The sequence below is a fragment of the Peterkaempfera griseoplana genome, assembly GCF_001418575.1.
In the GTDB taxonomy this organism is placed as follows: domain Bacteria; phylum Actinomycetota; class Actinomycetes; order Streptomycetales; family Streptomycetaceae; genus Peterkaempfera; species Peterkaempfera griseoplana.
This window is the reverse complement of record NZ_LIQR01000570.1, coordinates 1-13,492: the sequence shown is the minus strand read 5'-3', so window position 1 is coordinate 13,492 and position 13,492 is coordinate 1. Positions and strand designations below refer to the sequence as shown.

The window sequence follows — 13,492 nt, the reverse complement described above, 5'->3', positions numbered from 1 at the left end:
GGACGGGGGACGCGGGACGGGGGACGCGGATCAGCAGACAGCACACGGCGGGGCTGCGGGAGGCGGTCGCCTCCCGCAGCCCCGCCGTCCGGGGTGCCGGTCAGTCCGCCAGCGGGAGGTAGACCCGATTGCCCTGGGCGGCGAACTCCTCGGACTTGGCCTTCATGCCCTCGACCGCGGCCTCGTCGTACTCGGGCGGCGCCGCACCGTCGCCGTACTTCTCGTTGATGCTCCTGCTGATCTTCATCGAGCAGAACTTCGGCCCGCACATGGAGCAGAAGTGGGCCGTCTTGGCCGGTTCGGAGGGGAGCGTCTCGTCGTGGAAGGAGCGTGCGGTCTCCGGGTCGAGGGCCAGATTGAACTGGTCCTCCCAGCGGAACTCGAAGCGGGCGTCGGAAAGTGCGTCGTCCCAGGCCTGGGCGCCGGGGTGGCCCTTGGCGAGGTCGGCCGCATGGGCGGCGATCTTGTAGGTGATCACCCCGGTCCTGACGTCGTCCCGGTCGGGCAGGCCCAGATGCTCCTTGGGGGTGACGTAGCAGAGCATGGCGGTGCCCCACCAGGCGATCATGGCGGCGCCGATCCCGGAGGTGATGTGGTCGTAGCCGGGGGCGACATCGGTGGTCAGCGGCCCGAGGGTGTAGAAGGGGGCCTCGTCGCAGAGCTCCTTCTGCAGGTCCATGTTCTCCCGGATCCGGTGCATGGGGACGTGCCCGGGTCCCTCGATCATCACCTGCACATCGCGCCCCCGTGCGATCCTGCCGAGCTCGCCGAGGGTGCGCAGCTCCGCGAGCTGGGCGTCGTCGTTGGCGTCGGCGATGGAGCCGGGGCGCAGGCCGTCACCCAGGGAGTAGGTGACGTCATAGGCGCGGAGGATGTCGCAGAGCTCCTCGAAGTGCTCGTACAGGAAGTTCTCCTGATGGTGCGCCAGGCACCAGGCCGCAATGATGGAGCCGCCGCGCGAGACGATGCCGGTCTTCCGCCGGGCGGTGAGCGGGATGTACCGCAGCAGCACCCCGGCGTGCACGGTCATGTAGTCGACGCCCTGCTCGCACTGCTCGATCACTGTGTCGCGGTAGACCTCCCAGCTGAGCTCCTCGGCGCGGCCGCCCGCCTTCTCCAGCGCCTGGTAGAGGGGCACGGTGCCGATGGGGACGGGGGAGTTGCGCAGGATCCACTCGCGGGTGGTGTGGATGTTGCGGCCGGTGGAGAGGTCCATGACGGTGTCGGCGCCCCAGCGGGTGGCCCAGGCCATCTTCTCCACCTCCTCCTCGATGGAGGAGGTGACGGCGGAGTTGCCGATATTGGCGTTGATCTTCACCAGGAAGTCGGTGCCGATGACCACCGGCTCCGCCTCGGGATGGTTGACGTTGACCGGGATGACGGCGCGGCCGCGGGCCACCCGGTCCCGGACGAACTCCGGCGCCAGGCCCTCCCGGAGCGCGGTGAACTCCATCTCGGGGGTGATCACCCCGCGCCTGGCGTAGCCGAGCTGGGTGACGGCCGCCCCGCCGCGGGCCCGCAGCGGGCGGCGCGGACCGCCGGGGAAGACGGCGTCCAGTCCGCGCAGCCCGTCCCCGGGTGCGGTGGGCCTGCGGCCGTCGTCCTCGGGGCGGGGTTCGCGTCCCGGGTACTCCTCGACGTCGCCCCGCTCCCGGATCCACGGGTCGCGCAGCGCCGGCAGTCCGCGCCGTACGTCGGCCGCGTACGCCGGGTCGGTGTACGGACCGGAGGTGTCGTACAGCGGTACCGTCCGGCCGTCGGTGAGGTGCACCTCCCGGTAGGGGACCCGCAGGTCGGGACGGGAACCGGTGCGGTAGGCCTTGCGCCAGGCGGGGGTGGGGTACCCGCTGTGGACAGACGTGTGCTGATCTTCGTGCGTGCTCATCGGAGCCACTACTCCCTACGCCGGCATTACCCGGTCAGGTTCGGCGGTCGGCACAGCGGTCAGTGCCCTCTCAGCCCGGTGCTCCGAGCTCCCGCGTCTGCGTCAGACGGATCCCACCGTAGTGGCCACGCGGCGCGTGGAGCCAGAGGGCCTCCGCGTGGTTCCCTTGGTCCGCCCCACCCCTGGAAGGACGTCCCCGTGGCACATCAGGACGAGCACCGGCATGCCGACGGCCATGGCCACGGCCATCACCACGGCCCGGCCGCACCCGCGTCGGCCCGGCTGCGGCGGGTGATCGCGGCGGTGCTGGTGCCGTTCGCGGTGGCGGTGGTGGCCGGTCTGGTGGTGCTCTGGCCGGGCGGGGTGCCGCCGCACAGCGCGGGGTCGGCCGGGGTCGGCTTCGACCAGCGGACGGTGCGGGGCACGGTGGTCGCCACCGCCGCGGCCCCCTGCCAGGGGGATGCGGGCAAGGCGGTCTGCGCCCGGGTGTCGGTACGGCTGACCAGCGGCTCCCAGTCCGGCCGGACGGTCCAGCAGACCGTGACCCCGGACATGGCCGGACGCTGGGCGGTGGGGGACAAGGTGATCCTGACGGACTCGCCCGACGCCCCGGCCGGGCTGCGCTACGCCATCACCGACGCCGACCGGGCGGTGCCGATGGCGCTGCTGGCCGGGCTGTTCGCGGTGGCGGTGGTGGCGGTGGGCCGGATGCGCGGGCTGACGGCTCTGGTGGCGCTGGTGGTCAGCTTCGCGATCCTGTCGCTCTTCATCCTGCCCGCGGTGCTGCACGGCCGAAGTCCGCTGCTGGTGGCGGTGGTGGGCGGCGGCGCCATCATGCTGGTGGCGCTGTACCTGTGCCACGGGCTGTCGGCCCGCACCTCGGTGGCGGTGATCGGCACGCTCTCCTCGCTGGCGCTGATCGGGGTGCTGGGAGAGGTCTTCATCGGGCTGACCAAGCTGACCGGCAACACCTCGGACGAGACCGCCCTCGTGCACTCCCTGTATCCGGGTATCCGTCTGGACGGACTGCTGCTCGCCGGGGTGATCATCGGCTCGCTGGGGGTGCTGGACGATGTGACGGTCACCCAGACGTCGGCCGTCTGGGAGCTGCGGGCCGCCAACCCGGAGCTGGGGGTGCGCCGGCTCTACCGGGCGGGGATCCGGATCGGTCGCGACCACATCGCCTCCACGGTGAACACCCTGGTGATGGCGTACGCGGGTGCGGCGCTGCCGTTGCTGCTGCTCTTCTCGATCTCCCAGCGGGGCGTGGGCACGGTGGCCACCAGTGAGATCGTCGCGGAGGAGATCGTCCGCACCCTGGTGGGGTCCATCGGGCTGGTGGCGTCCGTCCCGGTGACCACGGCGCTGGCGGCGCTGGTCGCGGCGCGTGACCGGGTGCCCGCGCCGGCGGGGGCGGCGGGCGCCCCCGTGGTGCACGGCCATGCCCGTCACCGGGTGAGGCGCTGACCGGGACCGGGGACCGCGGGGACTGTCCGGGCTACGGGGGCGCCCGTACCCTTTCGGCAGGGGAGGCGGTCGCATGGTGGGGCGTCAGGGACGGGTGACCGGTGCGGTGGGACCCGGGCTGGTCGGCGAGGTGATGGTGCCGGTGCGCGGCGGGGCGGAGGCCTTTCTGGCGTACCCCGTGGAGCCCGGTGAGCGGATCGCGGTGGGGACGCAGGTCGTGGTGGTGGAGTACCAGCCGCCGCGCACGGTCTATGTGGCCCGCGCCTTCGGGTGACGGTCCGTCAGAGTACGGGCGTGAAGCCCGTATCAAGATCGTCCCAACTTTGTCCGCGCCGCTTCCCAAGCGGCGGACACCGGCGCACACTCGTCTGTCGCCGTCCACACTTCGCGGACGGCTCGAAGGGGGTATGTGCCGATGGTCATCGGCATCGGAGCGGCGGCGGTCGTCGTCGCGTTCGTGGTCCTGATCGTGGTCTTCAAGCTGATGTGGCGGGTCGCCGAACCCAACGAGGCGCTGGTGATCTCCGGCTCCAAGCACCGGACCGAAGGTCTGGGCGAGGGCATGGGGTTCCGGATCGTCACCGGCCGGGGAACGCTGGTCACGCCCGGGATCCAGGTGGTGCGCAAGCTCTCCCTCGACCTCAACGAGGCCGATCTGGACGTGGAGTGCGTCACCAGCCAGGGCATCCCGGTGCGGGTCAGGGGTGTGGTGATCTTCAAGGTGGGCGACGACATGGTGTCGATCGCCAACGCCGCCCGCCGCTTCCTGGACCAGCAGAAGATGATGGGTCAGCGGGTGCACAACGTCTTCGCCGGTCATCTGCGCTCCATCGTGGGCAGCCTGACCGTCGAGGACATGATCCGCGACCGGGAGCGGCTGACCGGGGAGACCCGGGCGGCGTCCGGTACGGAGATGGAGAAGCTCGGCCTGATCATCGACTCGCTGCAGATCCAGGAGATCCTGGACCCCACCGGCTACATCAAGAACCTCGCCGCGCCGCACGCCGCCGCGGTCCAGCGGGACGCCAGGATCGCCCAGGCCGCGGCCGACCGGCAGGCGACCGAGGCCGAGCAGGAGGCCGCGGCCCGCAAGGCGGAAGCCACCCGCAACAGCGAGATCCAGAAGGCCGGCTACCAGGCGGAGATGGACAAGGCCGCCGCCCAGGCCAGGCAGGCCGGACCGCTGGCGGAGGCCGCCTCCCGCCAGGAGGTCGTGGTCCAGGAGACCCGGGTGGCGGAGCTGGAGGCGCAGCGCCGGGAGCAGCAGCTGCAGGTGGACGTCCGCAAGCCCGCCGACGCCCAGGCGTACCAGACCAGGACCCTGGCCGAGGCGGAGCGCGACGCCAGGATCTCCTCGGCGCAGGCGCAGGCGCAGGAGACGGAGCTGCGGGCGGCCGCCGAGGCGACCCGGGTGAAGACCGCGGCGGCCGCGGAGGCGGAGGCCACCAAGGCACGCGGACTGGCCGCGGCGGAGGCCACCCGGGCGACCGGTGAGGCACAGGCGGCGGCGTCCCGGGCGCAGGGCCTGGCGGCCGCGGAGGCGGCGCGGGCCAAGGGCCTGGCGGAGGCCGAGGCGATCAAGGCCCGGGCGGCGGCGCTGGCGGAGAACCAGGAGGCCGTGGTCGCGCAGCAGCTCGCCGAGAACTGGCCGGAGATCGTCCGGGCGGGCGCGTCGGCGTTCGGCAGCGTCGACCAGATGGTGCTGCTCAACGGCGCGGACGGGATGTCCGAGCTGTTCGCCAAGGCGCTCACCATGGGCGGCACCGGGCTGGGTCTGGCCCGGCAGCTGCTGAGTGCGATGAACCCCGCCGGGGCGGGGTCCTCCCAGGAGCAGCCGGGCGGCGCTCCGGTGGCGCAGCGGGTTCCGGTCCAGTCCGAGGACGCACAGGGCTGACCGTGGAAACAGCGGCGCCCGCACACCCCGAGGGGTGTGCGGGCGCCCTGCTGTCGGAGGGTGTCCGGTGACGGCGCTAGCTCTTGGCGGCCTTCTTCACCAGGATCACCACGGCGGCGGCGATGCCGACCACGATCAGCGCCTTGACGGCGAAGGCGACGATGGCACCGACCAGTGAGAGCACCGCCCAGAGCACGTTCCACAACACGATCAGCACCACGATCGGGACGACCACGTTGCGCACCCAGCCGGGCAGCGACTTCCAGAACTCAGCCATGTCCGTTTCCTTCTCTCCCCTCGGACCGGCCCCTGCGATGCCGCGTCCCGTCCGCTGTGGACATCTCGATCGTACGGGCGGGCGGCAACCGGAACGAGGGTCGTCGGCCCCGAGAAGACCCGGACATTCCCCTGACCGCCGGCCTCGGGGACGGACCCTCAGACGGGCCAGGTCTCGCCCCGCCAGGCGGCGTCCCAGAACATCCACTCATAGCGGGCGGTGGTGGTGAAGTGCTCGGTCGCGCGCTCCCGCTCCGCTTCGGAGAGCCCCTCCCCCAGGCGGTCCGTGAGAGCGAGCACCCGCCGCACCACGCCCTGGTAGGCCTCGTCGCCGTAGGTGGCGATCCACCGGGCGTAGAGGGGGTCCGGGGAGGACTTGGCGAGCAGCTCCTCGCCGACCCTGGCGTAGATCCAGTAGCAGGGCAGCACCGCCGCCACGGCCTCCGCGAAGGAGCCGCCGTACACGGTGGCCAGCAGATAGCTGGTGTACGCACGGGTGGTGGGCAGCACCGGCTCGGCCGCCGCGGTGGCGGCGTCGGAGCCGAGGGCCGCCATGAACTCGGCGTGCATCTCCTGTTCGGCCGCGATCGCCCCCACCGCGTCGTCGGCGAAGGAGCGGACGTCCTGCTCGTTGTGGGCCTTGGCCGCGCAGACGGCCAGCGCACGGGCGTAGTCGCGCAGGTAGTGCGAGTCCTGCACCACGAAGTGGCGGAACGCCTGCCGGGGCAGGGTGCCGTCCGTGAGGCCGGCCAGGAAGGGGTGCTCCAGAACGGCCCGGTAGGTCGGCTCGGCGGCCTCCCACAGATGCCTGGTGAAGGGCAGACTCATGATCCTCAGCTTTCGGGTGGGGAGAAGACCACCAGCACCCGCAGTTCCTCGGTGATGTGGTGGAAGCGGTGCGGGACCCCGGCGGGCACATGGACGACGGTGCCGCGCGCGACGGTCGCGGTCTCCTCGCCGACCGTCAGATAGGCCCGTCCGCTCACCACCAGGTAGATCTCGTCCTGGGCGTGCGGCCGCTGGGTGTCCGTGTCACCGGGGGAGAGGGCGTAAAGGCCGGCAGACATGTGGCGTTCCCGGAGGAAGCGCAGATAGGCGCCCTGGTTGGCGGCGCGCTCTTCGTCCAGGTCGTCCAGCCGGAAGATCTTCACAGCAGGGTATTCAACACCAGCGCGGGGGACGCGGGGCTTCCGGTTCGGGACCTGCGGCTGCGACGATCACCGCCATGAAGAGTTTTGTGGTGAAGACACTGATCAATGCGGTGGCCATCTGGGTGGCCGCCTGGCTTGTCGGCGGGATCTCCCTCTCCGGCGGCTCGACCGGGCACAAGGTGCTGACCGCGGTACTGGTGGCCCTGGTCTTCGGGGTGGTGAACTGGATCATCAAGCCGGTGGTGAAGCTGCTCTCGCTGCCGCTGTTCATCCTCACCCTGGGCCTGATCACCTTTGTGATCAACGGGCTGATGCTCTGGCTCACCTCATGGGCCTCGGGCCGGCTCAGCCTGGACTTCCATGTGGACGGCGTCTGGGCGGCGCTGCTGGGCGCCCTGATCATCAGCATTGTGTCCTGGGGCCTGAACCTCGCCTTCGGCGACGACGACTGAACCCCTTTACCGATGACGAACCGCCGCGGGCGGCCGCAGGATCCTCCAGGGGCCCGCGGCCGCCCGTACGGGTTCCTGCCTGGGCCGGGACGCGTCCCGTAGCCGCTCCACAAGGGGTTTCGTCGCCGCCGATGCGCGGCAGAATCCCCGGCAACAGCCGTCACGGCTGCCGCTCACAGCGAGAACCGCCCCGTCCACCGGGGCCGCCCGGAGGTGACCATGGGCTCCGCAGCCCACCGCCCTGTGGTGAAACGCACCGCCCGCGCCATCGTGCTCGACCTGGACCCGGCCGACCCGGCCGGCCCGGCCTCGATCATCCTGATCAAACGCACCCGGCCGGGGTGCACCCCGTACTGGGTCACCCCGGGCGGCGGGGTGGACCCGGGCGACTCCAGTGTGGTGGAGGCGCTGCACCGGGAGATCGACGAGGAGATCGGCGGCAAGGTCGGCGATGTGGTGCCGGCCTTCGTGGACACCGTGCTGCACCCCCAGCACCACCCCGGCAACCCGTCCCCCGGCGACAGCCCCGGGACTCCTCCGCACGGCGTCAAGGTGCAGCACTTCTTCGCCTGCCGACTGGAGTCCATGGACCCGGCACGCCGGCACGGACCCGAGGTGGAGCAGCCGGCGGGTGAGTACGAGGTGGTCCGGTTGCCCTTCACCCGCGAGGGGGTGACCTCGGTCAATGTGGTGCCGCCGTCGCTGCGGGCCTATCTCGCGGCCAACATCGAGGGCGTCCGGGCGCTGCTGGCCCCCGACCTGACCTGAACCGGCCCTGCCCGGAACCGGCCCCGCCGTACCGGACGGGGCCGCACCGAACGCTGCCGTACGGCCCGCGCGCCGCCGCCGGCCGCTCAGGCCGTGGTCGCCGCGCCGAGGTCGTGGCGGATGCGCTCACCCGCGACCCCGGCCCGCAGCAGGGCGTCCACTCCCCGGCGCACCATGGCCGCCGGACCGCTGAGGTAGGCGTCGTGCTCGTCCCACGGCCCATGGGCCTCGACCACTTCCGGAAGCGTCCCGGACAGACCCAGGGTGCGCTGGTCGGAGATCACCGGGTGCACCGAAAGCCAGGGGTGCTGCTGGGAGAGGCGCAGCATCGGGTGCAGTTCGTAGAGTTCCTCGTTGCGGCGGGCCCCGTAGAAGACCTGGACCCGCCGGTCGCCCGCGCCGCGTTCGGCGACCTCCTCCACCAGGGCCCTGATCGGCGCGATGCCGGTGCCGCCGCCCAGGCAGAGCAGACTGCCGCCGCTGGTGTGGTCCACCACCATGCCGCCCTCGGGCGGCCCCAGCCTGAGGACGTCGCCGGGACGGGCGCGGTGCACCAGGGCGTTGCTGACCCAGCCTGCCGGGACCGCCTTCACATGGAAGGTGAGCAGGCCGTCGGTGCGGGGGGCGCAGGCGATGGAGTAGTTCCGCCAGACCCTGGGCCACCAGGGGGTCTCCAACGGGGTGTACTGACCCGCGCGATAGGGGTAGTGCTGGTCGGGCCGCAGGGTGACGACCGCGATCTCCCGGGTGCGCCGCTCATGGGCGACGATCTCGGCCTGCCACCAGGAGGGGCCGGTCGCACCGTCCGCCTCGCCCTCCCTCATGGTGCGGGAGATCAGGCCGTAGACGCGCCGCCAGGCGGTCTCCGTGCGGGCGTCCCAGCGGTTGCCGCAGTAGCGGGCCAGCGCCGAGAGCAGGCACTCCCCGAACGGGCCGTAGTGCTCCGCGACGACGCCGTAGCGGCGGTGGCTGCGGCCCACGGGGTGCAGCTGCCGGGCGAGGGCCGCCGGGTCGGCGGCGGTGCGGGCGGCGGCGAGCAGGGCGCGGAACAGCCGGTCGCGCTGGACGTCCATGGCTGCGGGGAAGAGCGAGCGCAGCTCGGGGTGGTTGAGGAAGAGCAGGGCGTAGAAGTGGGCGGTGGCCCGCTCGGCGACCGGTTCCAGGACGCCCAGGGAGGCGCGGACCAGTTCCAGGTCGGCGGGGGTGGGGTCGTCGGCGGCCTGGCTCTCCGGGGTGCGCGCCGGCACGGCCGCGCTGGGCAGGGCCAGCGGCGCGGGCCGGGCGACGACCGGCTCGGGCACGCCCCAGGCACGGCTCCAGTGGTCGCCGGGGCCCGCCCAGTTGAGGCTGGGTGCCCGGGTGATCAGCGGCTCGAAGGGGGGCCGCAGGGTGGCTGCGGGAATGGCCGTCGGCCGCGGCGGGGCGGGTGGCAGCAGGACGGTGGCCGCCGACACCGGTGCCGGCGGCGGCACCGTGGCCACCGGAACGGGCTGGGGCGGAAGGGCCTGCGGGGTCTGTGCCGGTGCCGGCGGTGGGGGCACGGCGGACCCCGGCACGGCCGCCGGGGGCAGCGATGCCGCCGATCCGGGCCGCGCAGGTACCGGCGCCGCCGTTGCGGGCGGTGCCGGGGGGACCTCGATGACGGTCAGCGACTCCCGGACAGCGGTTCCCGTCATACCCGGTACCGCTGCGGGCGCGGTGGAACCCACCCCTGCGCGCACCAGGACCGGCGCGGCGGTCCCCCGGTGCCGCGCGCCGCCCCGCTCCTGGTCCGGCTCGGTCGTCAGAGCTTCCATGGTCGGCCTCGACTCCGCAATGCAGAAACAATTCTTCGAATCTGATCACTTTTGATCGGCGGAATTCAGAATGCGTCCCAGTCAGCAGGGGTGGAATTCCGTCGGCCCTCAGCCTTACATGCCTGCTCAGCTCATCCGACAAAGAGTGTGAATTACCCGGCGCGCGTACCACCGGCGCGCTACCCTCGCGCGAAAGCGCCCCCTCCGTCACACCGCTCAGAGGACGTCGGCGATCTCCTGCATCAGCCGCCGCTTGGCCCTGGCCCCCACCAGCGAGCGCACCGGCTCACCGGCCCGGAACACCATCAGCGTCGGCATCGACAGCACCCCGTACGCCGCCGTGGTCTCCGGGTTGGCGTCCACGTCGAGCACCGCCACCCGCAGCCGCCCCGCCTCCTCGCGGGCGATGTCCGCCAGCACCGGCGCCAGCATCCGGCAGGGCGGGCACCATGACGCGGTGAACTCCACCAGCACCGGCAGCTCCTCCGCCAGCACCTCGGCGGCGAAGTCCGCATCCGTGACGGTGCGCACCGCGCCGCCGTCCGTGGTCAGACTCTGTCCCATCTGCTGCTCCCCTTGTCTCGTCCGGTGAACGGTCACAGACCCGGGTGCGGTGACAGTTCGCACCGGGGCTCGGGTACCGCGCGGGCGGAGTCCGCCATGGCCAGCTGGTGCCGCAACTGCTCGCGTACGCCCTCCAGCCGGGCGATGCAGGAGTCCAGCTCGGCCAGTTTGCGGCGGTAGACCTCAAGCGACGCCGGGCAGGCGTCACCGGCGTCGTGGCCCGCCCGCAGGCACTCCACAAAGGGCCGGGTCTCCTCCAGCCCGAAGCCGAAGTCCAGCAGTCCGCGGATCTCCCGCACCAGCCGGAGATCGTCCTCGTCGTACTCGCGGTACCCGTTGACCGCGCGCCGGGCACTGAGCAGCCCACGCGACTCGTAGTACCGCAGCGTGCGGGTGGACGTCCCCGCACGCTGCGCCAGCTCCCCGATCCGCATGGCCCGCTCCTCCCGGCTGCGCCGTCGGAACGACGGTAGACCTTGACGCCGACGTCAAGGCCAGCCGTACGGGAGTCACAGCCGTCTGAGCAGCTCCCCCGGGTTCTCCACGCAGTCGGCGACGAAGCGGAGGAAGCCGCCGGCGGTCCCTCCGTCGCAGACCCGGTGGTCGAAGGTGAAGGAGAGCTGGGTGACCTGCCGTACGGCCAGCTCACCGCCGTGCACCCAGGGCTTGGCGGCGATCCGGCCGACGCCCAGCATCGCGGCCTCCGGGTGGTTGATGATCGGGGTGGAGCCGTCCACGCCGAAGACGCCGTAGTTGTTGAGCGTGAAGGTGCCTCCGGTCAGCTCCGCCGGGGAGAGGCTGCCCGCCCGGGCGGCCTCGGTCAGCCGGGCCATCTCGACGGCCAGCTGCTCGGTGGTCAGCAGATGGGCGTCGCGTACCACCGGCACCACCAGACCGCGCTCGGTCTGCGCCGCGAAGCCGAGGTGGACCGCACGCTGGTGGCGGATCCCGGTGGGTGTGCCGTCCGGCTCGGTGACCACCCGGGAGTTCAGCTCCGGGTGGCGGGCCAGGGCCGCGGTGCAGATCCGGGCGAGCAGCGGCAGCAGCCCGATCCGGGGCGCGGTGGCGGAGGCGGCCAGCTGGTCCTTGAGGGCGAGCAGTCCGGTGGCGTCGGCGTCCACCCAGCAGGTGGCGTCGGGGATCTCCCGGCGGCTGCGGGAGAGCTTCTCGGCCACCGCACGACGCAGCCCGCGCAGCGGCACCACCTCGTCGTCCCAGGTCAGGGAAGGGTCGGAGAGGGTGGAGGATGTTTCACGTGAAACAGCGGAGGCCGCCGCACGGGTGACATCGGCCCGCAAAATGAGTCCGTCGGGCCCGCTTCCGGTGATCGCGGCCAGATCGACCCCGAGCTCCCTGGCGGTCCTGCGGACCAGCGGCGAGATCACCGGCAGCGGACCGCTGCGGGTGGGCCGCGCGGGAGAAGCGGGCGGGGCGGTGGCCGCAGGGGCGGCCGCGGGTCCCGTCAGGGTCTGCTCGGGCCGCACCCGCCGGCGCCGGGACGCGGCCGAGTGCCCCGCCGTCCCGTAGCCGACCAGGACGTTGCCGGACCCTGCGGTCCCGTCGCCGCCCTCGGGGGCGGACACCGCCACGGTGACCAGCGGAGCCCCGACGGGCACCTCCTCGCCGACCGCGCCGAACCGGGCGGTGACCACACCGCCGTACGGACAGGGCACCTCGACGCTGGCCTTGGCCGTCTCCACCTCGACGACGGCCTGGTCCACGGCGACCACCTCGCCGACCTCCACCAGCCAGCGGACGATCTCGGCTCCGGTCAGGCCCTCGCCCAGATCGGGCAGGGTGAACTCGCGCACCACGGGCATCGGGTTCAGTCCTCCCACTGCAGACGGGCCACCGCGTCCAGGATCCGGTCCACCCCTGGCAGATGGTGGCGCTCCAGCATCGGCGGCGGATAGGGGATGTCGAACCCGGTGACCCTCAGCACCGGGGCCTCCAGATGGTGGAAGCAGCGCTCGGTGATCCGCGCGGCGATCTCCGCGCCGACCCCGGCGAAGCCGGACGCCTCGTGCACCACCACCGCCCGGCCGACGCTCCGGACCACCTCGCAGACCGTGCGGTCGTCGAACGGGACCAGGGTGCGCAGATCCAGCACACCCACGTCCCAGCCCTCCTCCGCGGCCGCCTCGGCGGCCTCCAGGCAGACCGGGAGGGACGGCCCGTAGGTGATCAGCACCGCGGACGTCCCGGGCCTGCGCAGCTCCGCACGGCCGAGCGGGGCGACCGCGGCGGGCTGCTCGGGGCTCCAGACGGACTTGGACCAGTAGAGCCGCTTGGGCTCCAGCACCACCACCGGATCGTCGGAGGCTATGGCGGCCCGCGTCAGGCCGTAGGCGTCCTCGACGGTGGCCGGGGTGACCACGTGGAGTCCCGGGGTGTGGGCGTAGTACGCCTCGGAGGAGTCGCTGTGGTGCTCCACCCCGCCGATGCCGCCGCCGTAGGGCACCCTGATGGTGATCGGCAGCGGCAGCCGTCCGGCGGTGCGGTTGCGCATCTTGGCGACATGCGACACCAGCTGCTCGAAGGCCGGGTACGCGAAGGCGTCGAACTGCATCTCCACCACCGGGCGCAGCCCGTACATGGCCATGCCGACGGCGGTGCCGAGGATCCCGGCCTCGGCGAGCGGGGTGTCGGTGCAGCGGTCGTCGCCGAACTCGGCGGCCAGGCCGTCGGTGATCCGGAAGACCCCGCCCAGGGTGCCGACGTCCTCACCGAGGATGTGCACGGACGGGTCGTCGCGCAGTGCGTGGCGCAGCGCGGTGTTGAAGGCCTGCGCCATGGTGGCGGTGGCGGCCGCGGCGGGGACGGTGGGGGTGCTGGTCGCGGTGGTCATCGGGCGGCCGCCTCGGCTCGTATCTCCGCGGCCAGCAGGTCGGCCTGCTCGCGCAGTTGCGGGGTGGGTTCGGCGTAGACATGGGTGAAGAGGCTCATCGGGTCCAGCACGGGGTCGGTGTGGAACTCCTCGCGCATCCGCGCGGCGAGCTGCTCGGCCGCGTCGGCGGCGGCCCGCACCGCGGTGTCGTCCAGCAGCCCGGCGTCCCGCAGATGGCGCTCCATCAGCTGTACCGGGTCGTGCTCGCGCCAGAGCGCGACCTCCTCGTCGGTGCGGTAGCGGCCGGCGTCGTCGGCGTTGGTGTGTGCGTCCAGCCGGTAGGTGACGGCCTCCACCAGGACCGGGCCCCGGCCGGAGCGGGCGTGCTCCACGGCCTCGCCGAGGACGGTGT

15 protein-coding genes are annotated in these 13,492 nt (G+C 72.6%); 5 read left to right on the top strand and 10 right to left on the bottom strand.

Features of this window, described 5'->3' with window-relative positions; translation table 11 throughout:
• Window positions 1-100 precede the first annotated feature (100 nt).
• Window positions 101-1,885 carry a phosphomethylpyrimidine synthase ThiC gene (gene thiC, locus AOK09_RS33040; RefSeq protein ID WP_055590905.1) on the bottom strand — a complete coding sequence of 595 codons (1,785 nt, stop codon included), beginning with the start codon at window positions 1,883-1,885 and terminating at the stop codon, window positions 101-103.
• Window positions 1,886-2,083: 198 nt separating this feature from the next.
• Here thiC and AOK09_RS33035 point away from each other — a divergent pair, with 198 nt between their 5' ends.
• From AOK09_RS33035 to AOK09_RS33025, 3 genes are all read left to right on the top strand, one after another.
• Complete coding sequence (locus AOK09_RS33035; protein ID WP_055590904.1) at window positions 2,084-3,352, top strand: YibE/F family protein; 1,269 nt, start codon at window positions 2,084-2,086, stop codon at window positions 3,350-3,352.
• Between the two features lie 73 nt (window positions 3,353-3,425).
• Window positions 3,426-3,626 (top strand): hypothetical protein, encoded by a 201-nt coding sequence (locus AOK09_RS33030; protein ID WP_055590903.1) that lies wholly within the window; start codon window positions 3,426-3,428, stop codon window positions 3,624-3,626.
• 141 nt (window positions 3,627-3,767) lie between these two features.
• On the top strand, window positions 3,768-5,246 hold the full coding sequence (locus AOK09_RS33025; protein ID WP_055590902.1) for an SPFH domain-containing protein: 1,479 nt from the start codon (window positions 3,768-3,770) through the stop codon (window positions 5,244-5,246).
• Between the two features lie 76 nt (window positions 5,247-5,322).
• Here the strand turns inward: AOK09_RS33025 and AOK09_RS33020 are convergent, their stop codons facing one another.
• The 3 genes from AOK09_RS33020 to AOK09_RS33010 all read right to left on the bottom strand — a co-directional run bounded on the left by AOK09_RS33020 (window position 5,323) and on the right by AOK09_RS33010 (window position 6,673).
• Window positions 5,323-5,523: a DUF5326 family protein gene (locus AOK09_RS33020; RefSeq protein WP_055590901.1), complete on the bottom strand. Its 201-nt coding sequence runs from the start codon at window positions 5,521-5,523 to the stop codon at window positions 5,323-5,325.
• A gap of 158 nt (window positions 5,524-5,681) precedes the next feature.
• Window positions 5,682-6,350 carry a thiaminase II gene (gene tenA, locus AOK09_RS33015; protein ID WP_055590900.1) on the bottom strand — a complete coding sequence of 223 codons (669 nt, stop codon included), beginning with the start codon at window positions 6,348-6,350 and terminating at the stop codon, window positions 5,682-5,684.
• 5 nt (window positions 6,351-6,355) lie between these two features.
• Window positions 6,356-6,673 (bottom strand): cupin domain-containing protein, encoded by a 318-nt coding sequence (locus AOK09_RS33010; RefSeq protein WP_055590899.1) that lies wholly within the window; start codon window positions 6,671-6,673, stop codon window positions 6,356-6,358.
• A gap of 74 nt (window positions 6,674-6,747) precedes the next feature.
• Between AOK09_RS33010 and AOK09_RS33005 the strand changes: the two genes are divergently transcribed.
• A complete protein-coding gene (locus tag AOK09_RS33005; RefSeq protein WP_055590898.1) occupies window positions 6,748-7,125 on the top strand; it encodes a phage holin family protein in 378 nt (125 codons plus the stop codon).
• A gap of 219 nt (window positions 7,126-7,344) precedes the next feature.
• Complete coding sequence (locus AOK09_RS33000; RefSeq protein WP_055590897.1) at window positions 7,345-7,893, top strand: NUDIX domain-containing protein; 549 nt, start codon at window positions 7,345-7,347, stop codon at window positions 7,891-7,893.
• An 86-nt stretch (window positions 7,894-7,979) separates the two neighbouring features.
• Here the strand turns inward: AOK09_RS33000 and AOK09_RS32995 are convergent, their stop codons facing one another.
• From AOK09_RS32995 to AOK09_RS32970, 6 genes are all read right to left on the bottom strand, one after another.
• The gene (locus AOK09_RS32995; protein WP_245687593.1) at window positions 7,980-9,374 is read right to left on the bottom strand and encodes a globin domain-containing protein; all 1,395 of its coding nucleotides are present in this window, start codon (window positions 9,372-9,374) and stop codon (window positions 7,980-7,982) included.
• A 531-nt stretch (window positions 9,375-9,905) separates the two neighbouring features.
• Entirely contained in the window at window positions 9,906-10,253 is a 348-nt protein-coding gene (gene trxA, locus AOK09_RS32990; RefSeq protein WP_055590896.1) for a thioredoxin, read from the bottom strand.
• A 32-nt stretch (window positions 10,254-10,285) separates the two neighbouring features.
• A complete protein-coding gene (locus AOK09_RS32985; RefSeq protein ID WP_055590895.1) occupies window positions 10,286-10,687 on the bottom strand; it encodes a MerR family transcriptional regulator in 402 nt (133 codons plus the stop codon).
• Between the two features lie 75 nt (window positions 10,688-10,762).
• Complete coding sequence (locus tag AOK09_RS32980; protein ID WP_055590894.1) at window positions 10,763-12,073, bottom strand: dihydrolipoamide acetyltransferase family protein; 1,311 nt, start codon at window positions 12,071-12,073, stop codon at window positions 10,763-10,765.
• A 5-nt stretch (window positions 12,074-12,078) separates the two neighbouring features.
• Window positions 12,079-13,101, bottom strand: a complete 1,023-nt coding sequence (locus AOK09_RS32975) for an alpha-ketoacid dehydrogenase subunit beta (RefSeq protein ID WP_055590893.1) — start codon at window positions 13,099-13,101, stop codon at window positions 12,079-12,081.
• A partial coding sequence (locus AOK09_RS32970) for a thiamine pyrophosphate-dependent enzyme (RefSeq protein WP_245687592.1) occupies window positions 13,098-13,492 on the bottom strand: 395 nt, incomplete at its 5' end. The genes AOK09_RS32975 and AOK09_RS32970, both read right to left, overlap by 4 nt.

Coding starts and splice junctions, on each gene's coding strand:
- tenA (WP_055590900.1), bottom strand. CDS start 6,350: ATGAGTCTGCCCTTCACCAGGCATCTGTGGGAGGCCGCCGAGCCGACC.
- trxA (WP_055590896.1), bottom strand. CDS start 10,253: ATGGGACAGAGTCTGACCACGGACGGCGGCGCGGTGCGCACCGTCACG.
- AOK09_RS32980 (WP_055590894.1), bottom strand. CDS start 12,073: ATGCCCGTGGTGCGCGAGTTCACCCTGCCCGATCTGGGCGAGGGCCTG.
- AOK09_RS33005 (WP_055590898.1), top strand. CDS start 6,748: ATGAAGAGTTTTGTGGTGAAGACACTGATCAATGCGGTGGCCATCTGG.
- thiC (WP_055590905.1), bottom strand. CDS start 1,885: ATGAGCACGCACGAAGATCAGCACACGTCTGTCCACAGCGGGTACCCC.
- AOK09_RS32985 (WP_055590895.1), bottom strand. CDS start 10,687: ATGCGGATCGGGGAGCTGGCGCAGCGTGCGGGGACGTCCACCCGCACG.
- AOK09_RS32975 (WP_055590893.1), bottom strand. CDS start 13,101: ATGACCACCGCGACCAGCACCCCCACCGTCCCCGCCGCGGCCGCCACC.
- AOK09_RS33030 (WP_055590903.1), top strand. CDS start 3,426: ATGGTGGGGCGTCAGGGACGGGTGACCGGTGCGGTGGGACCCGGGCTG.
- AOK09_RS33000 (WP_055590897.1), top strand. CDS start 7,345: ATGGGCTCCGCAGCCCACCGCCCTGTGGTGAAACGCACCGCCCGCGCC.
- AOK09_RS33020 (WP_055590901.1), bottom strand. CDS start 5,523: ATGGCTGAGTTCTGGAAGTCGCTGCCCGGCTGGGTGCGCAACGTGGTC.
- AOK09_RS33025 (WP_055590902.1), top strand. CDS start 3,768: ATGGTCATCGGCATCGGAGCGGCGGCGGTCGTCGTCGCGTTCGTGGTC.